Annotated in this window: 7 protein-coding genes; 4 read left to right on the top strand and 3 right to left on the bottom strand. The window is 63.4% G+C overall.

What is annotated here, in order from left to right:
• The first annotated feature begins 232 nt into the window (after positions 1-232).
• Entirely contained in the window at positions 233-1027 is a 795-nt protein-coding gene (locus C3F36_RS05395; RefSeq protein WP_104454646.1) for a DeoR/GlpR family DNA-binding transcription regulator, read from the top strand.
• 45 nt (positions 1028-1072) lie between these two features.
• On the opposite strand, the gene C3F36_RS23980 is transcribed toward C3F36_RS05395, so the two are convergent.
• The 3 genes from C3F36_RS23980 to ppk2 form a co-directional block, all read right to left on the bottom strand.
• Positions 1073-1228 carry an entericidin A/B family lipoprotein gene (locus C3F36_RS23980; protein WP_010673301.1) on the bottom strand — a complete coding sequence of 52 codons (156 nt, stop codon included), beginning with the start codon at positions 1226-1228 and terminating at the stop codon, positions 1073-1075.
• A 16-nt stretch (positions 1229-1244) separates the two neighbouring features.
• Complete coding sequence (locus C3F36_RS05385) at positions 1245-2306, bottom strand: PQQ-dependent sugar dehydrogenase (protein ID WP_104454645.1); 1062 nt, start codon at positions 2304-2306, stop codon at positions 1245-1247.
• 159 nt (positions 2307-2465) lie between these two features.
• Positions 2466-3290 carry a polyphosphate kinase 2 gene (gene ppk2 / locus C3F36_RS05380; protein ID WP_042864304.1) on the bottom strand — a complete coding sequence of 275 codons (825 nt, stop codon included), beginning with the start codon at positions 3288-3290 and terminating at the stop codon, positions 2466-2468.
• Positions 3291-3649: 359 nt separating this feature from the next.
• Between ppk2 and C3F36_RS05375 the strand changes: the two genes are divergently transcribed.
• The 3 genes from C3F36_RS05375 (at position 3650) to C3F36_RS05365 (ending at position 14249) form a co-directional block, all read left to right on the top strand.
• The gene (locus C3F36_RS05375) at positions 3650-10171 is read left to right on the top strand and encodes a beta strand repeat-containing protein (protein ID WP_104454644.1); all 6522 of its coding nucleotides are present in this window, start codon (positions 3650-3652) and stop codon (positions 10169-10171) included.
• A 152-nt stretch (positions 10172-10323) separates the two neighbouring features.
• Complete coding sequence (locus C3F36_RS05370) at positions 10324-12960, top strand: sulfotransferase family protein (protein WP_104454643.1); 2637 nt, start codon at positions 10324-10326, stop codon at positions 12958-12960.
• The gene (locus tag C3F36_RS05365) at positions 12954-14249 is read left to right on the top strand and encodes a TolC family protein (RefSeq protein ID WP_158656086.1); all 1296 of its coding nucleotides are present in this window, start codon (positions 12954-12956) and stop codon (positions 14247-14249) included. The genes C3F36_RS05370 and C3F36_RS05365 overlap by 7 nt, the downstream gene beginning before the upstream one ends.
• Positions 14250-14292: the final 43 nt, after the last annotated feature.

Raw genomic sequence — 14292 nt, 5'->3', positions numbered from 1 at the left:
ATGAGCCGATAGTAGAGGCTTGCGGCGATGAAATATCAGGTAGTCGTCACAAAAAATAACTTATTTGGTGTTAATTTTTGTTATTTGTGTGGGTTAAGATTCTTTCGAGTCAAGTTTTGGCGTTTTTAGTGTGAATAAATGTGATTTGTGAGCCCGTTTCAGGTTATTTATCATTTTTTCCCAGGTCGCTGGGGTAGAATGGCACCTTCCTTTTCCCGAGGCGCGAGGCAAGATGATTCCCGTAGAGCGACAGCAACGTATCCTGCAACTGCTGGCAGAGCGCGGCGTGGTCAGCATAGTGGAGCTGACCGACTGGCTGCAGGTCTCCCACATGACCATCAGGCGCGACATCCAGAAGCTGGAGGAGCAGGGGCGGGTACTCTCCGTCTCCGGCGGGGTCAGCCTCTCCCAGCGGATCAAGAGCGAGCCCTCCCACGCTGCCAAGCGCAGCCTGATGCAGGGGGCCAAGCTGGCCATCGCCCGGCTCGCCGCCGCCCAGGTGAGCGAGGGGTGCACCGTCTATCTGGATGCCGGCACCACCTCCCTGGAGCTGGCCCGGGAGTTGGCGCTGCGGGAAGACCTGATGATAGTGACCAACGACTTCATGGTGTGCGCCTATCTCATCGAGCACGGCCGCTGCCGCCTCTATCACACCGGGGGCCAGGTCATTCGCGAGAACCAGTCCTGCGCCGGGGAGGCCACCGCCCACTTCCTGCGCAACCTCCATCTGGACATCGCCTTCCTGTCAGCCTCCTCCTGGGACAGTCAGGGGATCTCCACCCCTAGCGAACAGAAGGTGCCGGTGAAGCGGGCCGTGGTGGAGTCGGCGGCGACCCGCATCCTCATCTGCGACTCGTCCAAATATGGCAAGGTGGGGACTTTCAACGTGGTGGGCTGGGATGCGATCGATCAGGTGATCACCGACGAGCAGCTGCCCCAGAGCGCCCGCGAGGCGCTGGCCCAGCACGGGGTCAGGGTGACCATGGCACCGCTGGCCAGCCTGGTGGCCAGCGCCGAACAGGGGTAAGGAAAGGGGCGACAGGGGGCGAATCACAGCGCCACCTGGCCGGGATCAGCGACCCTCTGCGGCCGGTGCGTCCGTCAGCTTGGCGGAGCCCTGGATCACCTCCCCCGCCTTCTCGATGTCTCGTCCCATCCCGTGGATGGTGTTGCAGCCCAGCAACCAGAGGCTGGTGCAGAGCACCAGCAGCATGCGATTCGTCTTCATCCTTGCTCCTTTCATGCTATGGGGTCAGTTTGAGCAGGCGCCCCTGGCCTGAATCCGTCAACAGGTAGAGGGCGCCCTCGGGGCCCTCCTTGACGGTACGGATCCGCTCCCCCAGATCGGTCAGCAGCCGCTCTGCCGACACTATCTTGTCTCCGTCGAGGTGCAGGCGCAACAAGGCCTGACCGCGCAGGGCGCCGACCAGCAGATCACCCTGCCACTCCCTGAACAGGTTCCCCTGATAAAAGGCCATGCCCGAGGGGGCGATGGAGGGCACCCAGATCCAGCGTGGCGCCGTCATGCCCGGCGCGCTCTGGCCCACGCCAATCTTGCCGCCCCCGTACTCCTCGCCAAAGGTCACTCTGGGCCAGCCGTAGTTGTGGCCTGGCAGGATGAGGTTGACCTCGTCCCCGCCCTGGGGACCATGCTCGTGAGCCCAGAACTGCTGGCTGCCCGGACGCAGGGCCGCCCCCTGCATGTTGCGATGGCCCAGGCTCCAGACCTCCGGCAGGGCCCCCGGCGTCTTGACGAAGGGGTTGTCGGCGGGGACCCGGCCATCCTTGTGCAGACGCACCGTCTTGCCGAGGTGGTTGTCCAGCGTCTGGGCCCGCTCCCGCTCGCTGTAGCGATCCCCCAGGGTGATGAAGAGATAGCCATCCTCCGTCAGCACCAGGCGGGAGCCGAAATGGGCGCCGCCAGCCACCTTGGGCTCTTGGCGAAACAGCAGTTGCCAGTCGACGAGGGCCTCTTTTTGCAGCCGGGCCCGGGCCACGGCGGTGCCGGCGCCCCCGTCCCCCGGCTCGCTGTAGCTGAGATAGAGCCAGCCATCGCTGTCCAGGGCGAGATCGAGCAGACCCCCCTGGCCCGTGGCGGCGAGGGGCGGCAGGCCGGAGACCACATGGCGGTTGCCACCCGCGTCGATGCGCAGCAGGCGCCCAGGGCGCTCGCTGACGAGGTAGCCGCCATCCGGCAGCAAGGCCAGTCCCCAGGGGTGGCGTAGCTCCCCCGCCACCGGGGTCAGGGTCAGCGCCCGCACCGGGAGCACCAGGCAGACAAGCAGCAGGGCAAACAGTCGCAACATGGGGGCCTCCTCGCTCGGCCAGACCTGAATGTCGCTGAAGTATAGGGGAGGCAAACGGGAAAACGTGAGCAACAACAAGCCATTGGATGATACCGGCAGCGCCGGTTGTCCCTTGGGGCAGGAAGGGAAAGGGGGTGAGCCAGGGCTCACCCCCTCTGGCTAGAAGAGGGCTGGCACGATGCGAAGCGGGTGCTCCGATGGTTTGACTTTGCCTATCTTGCGCTTGGGCAGCTTCACCGGCTCCGTCGGCAGCGCCTCGTAGGGGATGTGCGCCAGCAGGTGGGAGATGATGTTGAGGCGCACCCGTTTCTTGTCCTCGGAGTGGGCCACGAACCAGGGGGCCCAGGCGGTGTCGGTGGCGATGAACATGGCATCCCGTGCCCGGGTGTAGTCATCCCAGCGATCGAAGGACTTGATGTCCATGGGGGAGAGCTTCCAGATCTTGCGGCCATCGTCGATGCGATCACGCAGCCGCCGCTCCTGCTCTTGTGGGGTCACCTCCAGCCAGTACTTCAGCAGAATGATGCCAGAGTCCACCAGGGCTTTTTCCACCATGGGGGTGCCAGCCAGGAATTTGTCGCTCGCCTCCTCGCTGCAAAAACCCATGATGCGCTCCACCCCGGCCCGGTTGTACCAGCTGCGATCGAAGATGACGATCTCCCCCGCCGCTGGCAGATGGGGGATGTAGCGCTGGAAGTAGAGCTGGCTCTTCTCCCGCTCCGTGGGGGCGGGCAGTGCGACGACCCGAAAGACCCGGGGGCTGACCCGCTCGGTGATCGCCTTGATGGTGCCCCCCTTGCCGGCCCCGTCACGCCCCTCGAAGACGATGCAGACCTTGAGCCCCTTGTGCACCACCCACTGCTGTAGCCTGACCAGCTCCACGTGCAAGAGGCGCAGCGCCTTTTCGTATGCCTTGTTGCCAAGGGGCTTTTGCGCCTCGGCCACGACCGGTTCTTCCGTTCTGGATTTTCGTTTGCTGCCCATGATGTCCTTCTCTGTGTCTCGGCGAATGGAGGGCCGTCCTCCCGGACGGCGCCCTTCAAGGGTAGATGACGGTGTGCCGCCACCGGGGGTGGCAACTACCGGGGGATGTTAGACATCAGGTCCAGGGGAGGATGCGGGTCCAAAGGTATGGCAAGAGGGGGGGGGATTACTGCCATAAGGATCTGTTTTTATGTGGTTTTTGGCATATGTTCCAGGTTGGATTGAGTCGTGGCGGGCCGGTCAGCACCATCTATCTTCGACTGCAACTTGTCTGCTAGTATCGACTCCGTCGCCTTTTGTCGCAGGCCGTCATTCCTAACAAATATGTCATTTAAATACAAGTGGATAGGGAGATCTACATGGCTTCAAAAACAGGCGTTAAACAGTCATTGCAACTTGTAGAGCGCCTTGCTGACGGCTCACTGCGGCAAATACCTCTCACCGATGCTGTCATCATTCCGGCTCAATCTGGCGCCAAGTACGCGTTAATCGACACCTCGACCGGCAAATCCCCAGATGGCTTTTTCGTCAAACGCAAGGGCGGCTCGCTGATCATCGAATCCAGTGACGATGGCGTTCTGGTGGAACTCACCGATTTTTATGATGAACCGGATACTGCGTTTATTCCCCAGGCGGAGCTGGATGGCTCGGCCTTGAACGGTGCCGCGGTGACGAGTGAGAGCCCGGTAATAGAGACGGCTGCCAATGGTGAGCAACTCATCTGGCAGGGGAGTTCTGATAGTGATTTCTTCACCCCCATCACGGTCGGGCTGGGGGCACTTGGTCTTGGCGGGATCGCGCTGGCTGCTGGCAGTGGTGGAGGCAGCGATAGTGATGGTGGTACCGATGCCGGTGTCGTCAACAGAGTTGCGGGGACCATAGTGGGCGGCCCGGTTGTCGCTGGCAATGATCTGCGGGTCGAGGTTTACCAGGCTGACGGTGTCACTCTGCTGGGAGAGGCGCAGGTCAATCCGGATGGCACCTTCTCAATCGCGGTTGGCAGCTATCTTGGCGTGGTCATCGCCCGGGTCGTTAACACCGGCTCCAGCGCCGACTATCTCGATGAAGCGACCCAGGCAGGCAAAGACCTGAATGCAGAGCTGTTTGCGATGGAAGTGGTGTCGCAGCCTAATTCTACCGTTACCGTCAATCTCAACGTCCTGAGCACCCTGGCTTATCACAAGGTGCAAGATGCGGCTGCCGGTAGTTTGCCCGCCGAATCCATGGTCAACGACATCAACAATGCCGTGGCCGACCTGTTTGGTCTGCCGAGTTTGCATGGCACCACGGTAGTGCCGACCAATGGCGGCGCCTTTGATAGCGCCAACGGCCTGAGCGCAGGCGAAATATATGGAGCCGTACTGGCAGCACTATCGGGTGCCGATAGTCAGAACGGTGGCAATAGCCAGAAAACCATCGAGGATCTGCTTGCCGGATTGCAGGTCAGCAACGGCAAGGCGACGTTGACAGAAAGTGCGCAGGGGATTGTCGTCCAGGGCGGGGAATATACGTCAGCGCAAACGGGGCAGAATTTGACGGATGCCGTTGCCGGGGTGGTTGATACTTTCGCACCCAAATTCAGCTCAAGCGCGACGGCTGCTGCCATTTTGGAAAATAGCGGTGCTTTGCAGAGCGTGTATACCGCGGTCGCAAGCGATGCGGGCGATGTCACTTACAGCCTCAAGGTGGTGGGTGATCACGCAGCCTTCAGCATCAACCCCGTGACGGGGGTTGTGACCCTGATTGGCAATCCTGATTACGAAGTCAAGGGGAGCTACAGCTTCACCGTGGTGGCGACCGATGCGGCGGGCAACGCCAGCGAGCAGGTGGTTACCTTGGGGGTCAATAACCTGGATGACACAGCCCCGATCATTACCTCCGCTGCTACCGCAACAGCTATCAACGAGAACAGCGGTGCCGGGCAGGTGGTTTACACCGTGACCAGCACTGACAGCGGCGACATCTCGACCGGTAGCACCAGCTACAGCCTGAAGGCGGGAGCGGACGCGGCGCTGTTCAGCATTAATGCCGCCACGGGCGCGGTGACCCTGATTGGCAATCCGGACTACGAGACCAAGGGAAGCTACAGCTTCACCGTGGTGGCCACCGATGCGGCGGGCAATGCCAGCGAGCAGGTAGTCACCTTGGGCATCAACAACCTGGACGAAGTGGCGCCGACCATCACCTCCGCTGCTACCGCAACAGCTATCAGCGAGAACAGTGGAGCAGGCCAAGTCGTTTACACCGTCACCAGCACCGACAGCGGCGACATCGCGACCGGTAGCACCAGCTACAGCCTGAAGGCGGGAGCGGACGTGGCGCTGTTCAGCATTAATGCCGCCACGGGCGCGGTGACCCTGATTGGCAATCCGGACTACGAGACCAAGGGAAGCTACAGCTTCACCGTGGTGGCCACCGATGCGGCGGGCAATGCCAGCGAGCAGGTAGTCACCTTGGGCATCAACAACCTGGACGAAGTGGCGCCGACCATCACCTCGGGGGCGACGGCCAGTGCCATCAATGAAAACAGCGGTGCCGGGCAGGTGGTTTACACCGTCACCAGCACCGACAGCGCCGATGTGGCGAGCGGCAGCACCAGCTACAGCCTGAAGGCAGGAGCGGATGCGGCGCTGTTCAGCATCAATGCCGCCACGGGCGCGGTGACCCTGACGGGCAACCCGGACTACGAGACCAAGGGAAGCTACAGCTTCACCGTGGTGGCGACCGATGCGGCGGGCAATGCCAGCGAGCAGGTGGTCACTTTAGGCATCAACGATCTGGACGACACGGCCCCGACCATCACCTCGGGCGGCATCGCCAGCGCCATCGACGAGAACAGCGGAGCGGGGCAGGTGGTCTACACCGTCACCAGCACCGACAGCGCCGACGTGTCGAGCGGCAGCACCAGCTACAGCCTGAAGGCGGGGGGGGACGCCGCGCTGTTCAGCATCGACGCGGCCACGGGGGCGGTTACCCTGATTGGCAACCCGGATCATGAAACCAAGGGGAGCTACGGCTTCACCGTGGTGGCCACCGACGCCGCCGGCAACGCTAGCGAGCAGGTGGTCACCTTAGGCATCAATAACCTGGACGAAGTGGCGCCGACCATCACCTCGGGCGGCATCGCCAGCGCCATCAACGAGAACAGCGGGGCGGGGCAGGTGGTCTATACCGTCACCAGCACCGACAGCGGCGACGTGGCGAGCGGCAGCACCAGCTACAGCCTGAAGGTGGGGGCGGACGCCGCGCTGTTCAGCATCGACGCGGCCACGGGGGCGGTGACCCTGATTGGCAACCCGGATCACGAGAGCAAGGCGAGCTACAGCTTCACCGTGGTGGCCACCGACGCCGCCGGCAACGCCAGCGAACAGGTGATCACCCTAGGGGTCAATAACCTGGACGAAGTGGCGCCGACCATCACCTCGGGCGGCATCGCCAGCGCCATCGCCGAGAACAGTGGGGCCGGGCAGGTGATCTATACCGTCACCAGCACCGACAGCGGCGACGTGGCGAGCGGCAGCACCAGCTACAGCCTGAAGGCGGGGGCAGATGCGGCGCTGTTCAGCATCAATGGGGCCACGGGGGCGGTGACGCTCACGGGCAACCCGGATCACGAGAGCAAGGCGAGCTACAGCTTCACCGTGGTGGCCACCGACGCCGCCGGTAACGCCAGCGAGCAGGTGGTCACCCTAGGCATCAACGATCTGGACGACACGGCCCCGACCATCACCTCGGGCGGCATCGCCAGCGCCCTCGACGAGAACAGCGGGGCCGGGCAGGTGGTCTATACCGTCACCAGCACCGACAGCGCCGATGTGGTGAGCGGCAGCACCAGCTACAGCCTGAAGGCGGGGGCGGACGCCGCGCTGTTCAGCATCAATGGGGCCACGGGGGCGGTGACGCTCACGGGCAACCCGGATCATGAAACCAAGGCGAGCTACAGCTTCACCGTGGTGGCCACCGATGCCGCTGGCAATGCCAGCGAGCAGGTGGTCACCCTAGCCATCAACGATCTGGACGACACGGCCCCGACCATCACTTCGGGCGGCATCGCCAGCGCCATCGACGAGAACAGCGGGGCCGGGCAGGTGGTCTACACCGTCACCAGCACCGACAGCGCCGATGTGGCGAGCGGCAGCACCAGTTACAGCCTGAAGGCGGGGGCGGACGCCGCGCTGTTCAACATCGATGCTACCACGGGGGCGGTGACGCTCACGGGCAACCCGGATCACGAGAGCAAGGCGAGCTACAGCTTCACCGTGGTGGCCACGGATGCGGCGGGCAATGCCAGCGAGCAGGTGGTCACCTTAGGCATCAACGATCTGGACGACATGGCCCCGACCATCACCTCGGGCGGCATTGCCAACGCCATCGACGAGAACAGCGGGGCGGGGCAGGTGATCTATACCGTCACCAGCACCGACAGCGGCGATGTGGCGAGCGGCAGCACCAGCTACAGCCTGAAGGCGGGGGCGGATGCCGCGCTGTTCAGTATCAATGGGGCCACGGGGGCGGTGACGCTGATTGGCAACCCGGATCATGAAACCAAAGCGAGCTACAGCTTCACCGTGGTGGCCACCGACGCCGCCGGCAATGCCAGCGAGCAGGTGGTCACCTTAGGCATCAACGATCTGGACGACACGGCGCCGACCATCACCTCGGGCGGCATCGCCAGCGCCATCGACGAGAACAGCGGGGCCGGGCAGGTGGTCTATACCGTCACCAGCACCGACAGCGCCGATGTGGCGAGCGGCAGCACCAGCTACAGCCTGAAGGCGGGGGCGGATGCGGCGCTGTTCAGTATCAATGGGACCACGGGGGCGGTGACGCTCACGGGCAACCTGGATCATGAAACCAAGGCGAGCTACAGCTTCACCGTGGTGGCCACCGACGCCGCCGGCAATGCCAGCGAGCAGGTGGTCACCTTAGGCATCAACGACCTGGACGACATGGCCCCGACCATCACCTCGGGCAGTATCGCCAGCGCCATCAACGAGAACAGCGGGGCGGGGCAGGTGGTCTACACCGTCACCAGCACCGACAGCGGCGACGTGGCGAGCGGCAGCACCAGCTACAGCCTGAAGGCGGGAGCGGACGCGGCGCTGTTCAGTATCAATGGGGCCACGGGGGCGGTGACGCTCACGGGCAACCCGGATTATGAAACCAAGGCCAGCTATAGCTTCACCGTGGTGGCGACCGACGCCGCCGGCAACGCCAGCGAGCAAACAGTCACACTGGCTATCAACGACTTGGTGGATGAAACCGCTCCGACAATCAGCAGCATCGCCATCAGCGGGGCAAGCGGTGTACAAAGCAGCACCCTGAATGCCGGTGACGTGGTCAGCGTCACCGTGTCCATGGATGAAGCCACTGTGGTCGATACCACGGGCGGCACACCCCGTGTGGCACTGAATGTCGGGGGCAGCACCGTCTACGCCAATTACGTCTCGGGCAGTGGCACGGCCGCACTGCTCTTCCAATACACCATTCTGGCTGGCCAGAGCGATGCCAACGGCATCAGCCTGGATGCCAATGCGCTGCAAACAAACGGCGGCACGCTGCGCGATGCGGCGGGCAATGCGGCCGTTCTGACTCATGGTGCGGTAGCCGATAACGCCAACTACCTGGTGGATACCACGGCCCCAACTGTCAGCAGTGTGGGCATCACGGGGGCCAGCGGTGCGCAGAGCAACACCCTGAATGCCGGTGACGTTGTGAGCATCACAGTGACCATGGCTGAAGCTACTGTGATCGATACCGCAGGCGGCACGCCCCGTGTGGCGCTGAATATCGGGGGCAACACCGTCTACGCCAATTACGTCTCGGGCAGTGGCACGACCTCATTGCTGTTCCAATACACCATTCTGGCGGGTCAGACCGATGCCAACGGCATCTCGATCGTTGCCAATGGCCTGGAGGCCAACGGTGGCACCCTGAGCGATGCCGCGGGTAATGATGCGAACCTGAGCCATTCCCTGGTGACCGACAACGCCAGCTACCTGGTGTATACCACGGCCCCTGTGGTGAGCGGGGTCAGCAGCACGGCGGTGGGTAGCTACGGTGTGGGGGCGGTGATCAGCATCCAGGTCAGTTTCAGCGAGACCGTCACCGTCACCGGCACGCCGCAACTGACCCTGGAAACCGGCGCCACGGATCGGACCATCAATTACGTCAGTGGTTCAGGCTCCAACACCCTGACCTTCAACTACACGGTTCAGGCGGGGGACACCAGCGCCGATCTGGATTACCTGAGCTCGGCGGCGCTGGGCCTCAATGGCGGCACCATCCGCGACGCCGCCGGCAACAACGCCACCCTGACCTTGCCCAGCCCGGGCGCGGCGGGTTCGCTCGGGGCGAACGAAGCCATCGTGATCGACACCTCGGTCAACACCAACATAGTGGTGTTTGACCTGGTGCAGGGGGTCAGTTCGGACCACAGCAGCCGTACCTTCGATGCAGGCAAGGCTTACACCATCTACATCAAAGTCAGCAGCAACCTGGATGCGTTGAGTATCGCCGGCTCGGGTCCAGGTACCTGGGGAATGTGGTCTGGCGCCAATACTCTGGGTCCTGACGACAAGATCGTTCTGGTCGGTACCGGTACTTCTGTCGTGGGTGTATCTGGACGCGGCGTGAGTGCCAACCTCTATAGCGGTACCAACAACCTTGCTTGGTTTAGTTCGATGCCGGTTGTCCAGCTTCAGCGAGATGGCGACTTGATGCGGTATGGGCAGAATACCGTGGATCTTTGGAACGGTAGTTGGGCCGCTGCAACCTCCCAAAATCCGAACATTGAACAGCTAGGTAATATGAGCCGATTGGGGGAGGTATACCTTCATCAAATGCCAGCGAACATCATGACGTCGCAAGGTCTGGTGTAACCCGCAGAGCAATGAATTTTCTTGCTCTGTTACTCCGCTAGGTCAGGTTGCGGCAATGCGAGTCACGGCACGAAGCTAACCCGGCCCTTCTCTTCTTCATCCTGATCGCCCCTCATTGGGGGGCGATCTAGCCCCAGGATCCCGCTGTTCCCATGAGTTCACTCTCCTTACTGCGCACGCTGGCCCTGCAACAACAATTTGTGCTGTTGCAGGAGGCCTGCGGCGCCCCACAAAGCCCCGCCGAACAGGTATTGCTGGCGTTGGCCTGTGCCCAGCTTGGCGAGCAGGATGCCGCACGCCACGCGCTGGCAGGGCTGGATCTTGCCGCTCTTGACGTCGACGGGCGTGTCGATATGGCTGCCGTCCAACTGCTGCTGGGGGAGCTCGACATGGCGCAGACTTTGCTCGAGGCGGCCCTGCTTGAGGCACCCGAGCACGGGCTCTTGCTGGCGCGGCTGGCGACCTGCCAGCTTCGACGCCAACAGACGGCGGCGGCGCGGCAACTGTATGAGCGAAGCCTTTTCCTTGCGCCCAATATCTTGATCTATCAACAACTGCTGCGCCTCTATTTGCAGGACGGGGCCATCGCATTGGGCGAGCAACTGCTGACCCGGGCCGAGGCCTTTTGGGAGGGGGAGCGGGAGCACTGGCCCGAGCCACAGGCGGCCTGGCATGGCCAGCAACTGCGAGGTCTGCGTCTGGAACTGTGGCTGGCGGCAGAGCAATATGCCGCCGCCGATGCCTGGCTGGACGAGCAGCAAATCGCACTGGATGAAGGGGATTATTGCGGTCTGGTCAGGGGGTACGCCCAGCGGCTGACCGAGCGAGGTCGCCATGCCCAGGCCGAAGATGCCCTGTGCCGTGGCGGAAGACATTATCCCGAGCATCTAGGTTTGCACCAGCATCGCGCCGAGCTGGCTGAGCTGCAAGGGCGCTCGCCCCAGGCCATCGCCTTGCTGCGCCGGGCTATCCATCTGGCGGACCAGCAGCAACAGCCCGTGCTGGCATTGCGCCTCAAGCTGGTTGCCGTCGCGACCCAGGGGCAGACGGCGCTTGCCAGAGAGATGGCCACTCAGGCACTCGAAGAGGCGCAGGCGCTGCCGCCGTCAGAGAGTCTCGACGGGGCGCCCCGATCCCACTGGCTGGCCGAAGCGCAGGTGGCGCTGGCCGGGGTCGAGGCGCAGGAGCAGCAGTATGCCGAAGCCGAGGCGCGCTACGGCCAAGTGTTGCAAGCGCATCCGCAACTGGTGCCCGCCTTGCAGGGACTGGGTCAGTTGTACATGCAACTGGGCCGTCTTGACGAGGCGGTGGCGCTGTTTGAACGGGTCAAGGTGCTCGACCCGGTGCGCGGTCATAGTGCGCTTATCAATGCGCGGCGCTTCCCGGAGGATGACGCCACCCTGCACCATCTGGAGATGCTAGCCCGCCGACCCGGCCCCGAGGGGCTGGTGAAACCCGGTCTGCTGCTGCAGTTGGCGGCCGCCTGGGAAAAGCGCGAGGATTACGCCAAGGCCTTTGCCCTGGCAGACGAGGCGAACGTCGCCAGCCGCACCCTGCTGCAATATGATCCTGCGGCGCACCGGCAAGCTTGTGCGCGCATCCGTCATGCCTTCAGCCGCTCGCTGTATGAGCATCGCCGTGGGATTGGCAATGAGTCGACCCTGCCGGTGTTCGTGCTGGGCATGCCGCGCTCCGGCACCACGCTGATCGAGCAGATATTGGCTGGCCACAGCCAGGTCCACGGTGCGGGCGAGCTGGGGCTCATCCCCGGCGTGATTGCGGGCCTTGAGCGGTGGGAACGCCGGGTCGGTTCGGGTCGGCATTATCCCGACTGCGTGGACGATCTCGACGCCAAGGTGATAGCGGGCATCACGGGCAATCTTCTCAAGGAGCTGCAGGAGTACGCGCCAGGGGCGCGGCATGTGGTGGACAAGCTGCCCCACAACTTCGAGAACATCGGTCTCATCAAACTGCTGTTCCCCCATGCGCGGATCATCTCGGTGCGACGCGACCCCCGCGATATCGCCATCTCCAACTACTTTACCGATTACGTGGCCAAGCACGGCGGCATGGGCTTTGCCTATAACCTGACCTGGATTGGCGAGCAGCTCGCCGACCATAACCTGCTGATGCACCACTGGAACCAGCTCTTCCCCGGGGAGATCCTGGAGGTGCGTTACGAGGATGTGCTGGCGGATCCCGAGCGCGAGGCGCGGCGCATGCTGGATTACGTCGGGGTGGCCTGGGAGCCTCAGGTCCTCAATTTCAGCGAGTTGCAACGGCCGGTGAAAACCGCCAGCGTCTGGCAGGTTCGTCAGCCGCTGTACAAGAGCTCCGTGGCCAAGTGGGCGCGTTACGAGGCCCATCTTGCCCCGCTGCTGCGCGGCACCAATGGCCGCATCCAATGGCAACCGATCGACGACATGGTGGCGCTGCCCGTGCCCGGCTTGCTGGAATCCGGCGTGGCGCACTACCGCGAAGAGAAGCTGGACGAGGCCGAGCACTGCTTCAAGCAGTTGCTGCACCACCTGCCCGAGCACGCCGCTGCCACCTTCATGGTGGGGCTTGTCTATGTGCGCAAGGGCCATGTGACCGAGGGCATTGCCCTGATGCGCAAGGCCCATGAGCTGTGCCCCTGGCATGGCCAATGGCGCGATGATCTGGCGCGGGCATACACGCTATCGGGCGAGCCGGAAAAGGCGGCGCAGCTGATGGGCAAGGCGCCGCCTGTGGCACAGACAGCCCTGCCCCACAACGAACAGGAAATCGACGGAGAATGGTCATGGTAACTAGCTTGCTGGGGCGGCAGGGTCTGCTGCTCCTGAGCCTGGCCGCGTTGGCCTTGCCCGCGCATGCACGGCAGGCCGATGGCTTGCAGGTGGCGTTGCAGGCGGCCCTGAGCCAGCACCCGGCCGTGAGTGGCAAAGCGGCGCAGATCGAGGCGCGGGAATATTCGGCCGATGCTGCCCGCAGTCAGCGCTACCCCAGCGTGACCGCCCAGGTGCAGCAGTATTCCGAATCGAGCCGGGATACCGCGACCGGAGAGGACCTCTCCACGCCGGTGACCCTGCGTGCCCGCCAACCCCTGTGGGCATTCGGGCGCATCGACAACAGCATTGCGTTTGCCGATGCCGACACTGAGGTCGAGCGTGTCGACCTGTTGCGGGTGCGGCGCCAGTTGCTGGAGCAGACCGCCGTGGCCTACGCCCATGTCCTTGGCAGCCGTCAGCGCCTGGAGGTGGTTCAAGCCAGTCTGGCTGCCCATCAGTCGCTGTTCGAGCAGATCAGCCGCCGGGAGCAGGGTCAGCTGGCATCGACGGCGGATGTTCGCCTGGCGGCCACTCGCCTCGCGCAAGCCAGGGCGAGGGTGGAGCGATACGAAGGGGAGCTGGCCATTGCGAGAAGCGATCTGCTGGCCCTGACCCAGACGCCCGTGCCTGCCCGACAACCGGTGACACCGGATCTGCTGCTGGTCAGCGAGGGCGAGGCATTGCACCAGGCCGCCCTGCAGGGCAGCGCCGAAGTGCGTTACAAGAAGCAGGAGATCGAGCGGGCCAGGGCGAGTGTGGAGCAGGTCAGAACGGCCTCCATGCCCACGCTCTACCTGCAAGCAGAGCAGGATTACGATCAGCCATCCTACCGGGATGATACCCGGGTCAGTTTGGTGCTGGAGGGCACGCTGGAGGGGATGGGCTTTGCGACCCGTGGCAGGACAGACGCGGCGGTGGCGCAGCAGAGCGCGGCCGAAGATGACCTGGCCTACGCCGTCAGCGAGCTGGAGCGCAGCGTGCGTCGCCTGCAACGCAGCCGTGAGCTGCAGGCCGGGCTGGTGCGGGTACAGACTGAGTCACTGGCGGAGTTGGGGGCCGTGCTGGGATCCTATCAACGCCAGTATGTGGCAGGGACCAAGAGCTGGCTCGATGTGCTGAATATCCAGCGCGAATTCAGTGAACAGCAGTTGCAACTGGCCCAGGCAAAGAGTGACTGGGAGATTTACTCCTTGCAATTGGCTGCCCTGACAGGGGGGCTGGATCCCCTGGTGACCTTGAACGGTGAGGAGTTACAACCCCATGGATAGGCAAACCGCCGAGCAGGCGCCGCACGGCATGTCATCTGCGTTG

The sequence above is a fragment of the Aeromonas sp. ASNIH2 genome, from assembly GCF_002934795.1.
Lineage (GTDB): Bacteria > Pseudomonadota > Gammaproteobacteria > Enterobacterales > Aeromonadaceae > Aeromonas > Aeromonas caviae.
This window is presented reverse-complemented; position numbering and strand designations above follow the sequence as displayed.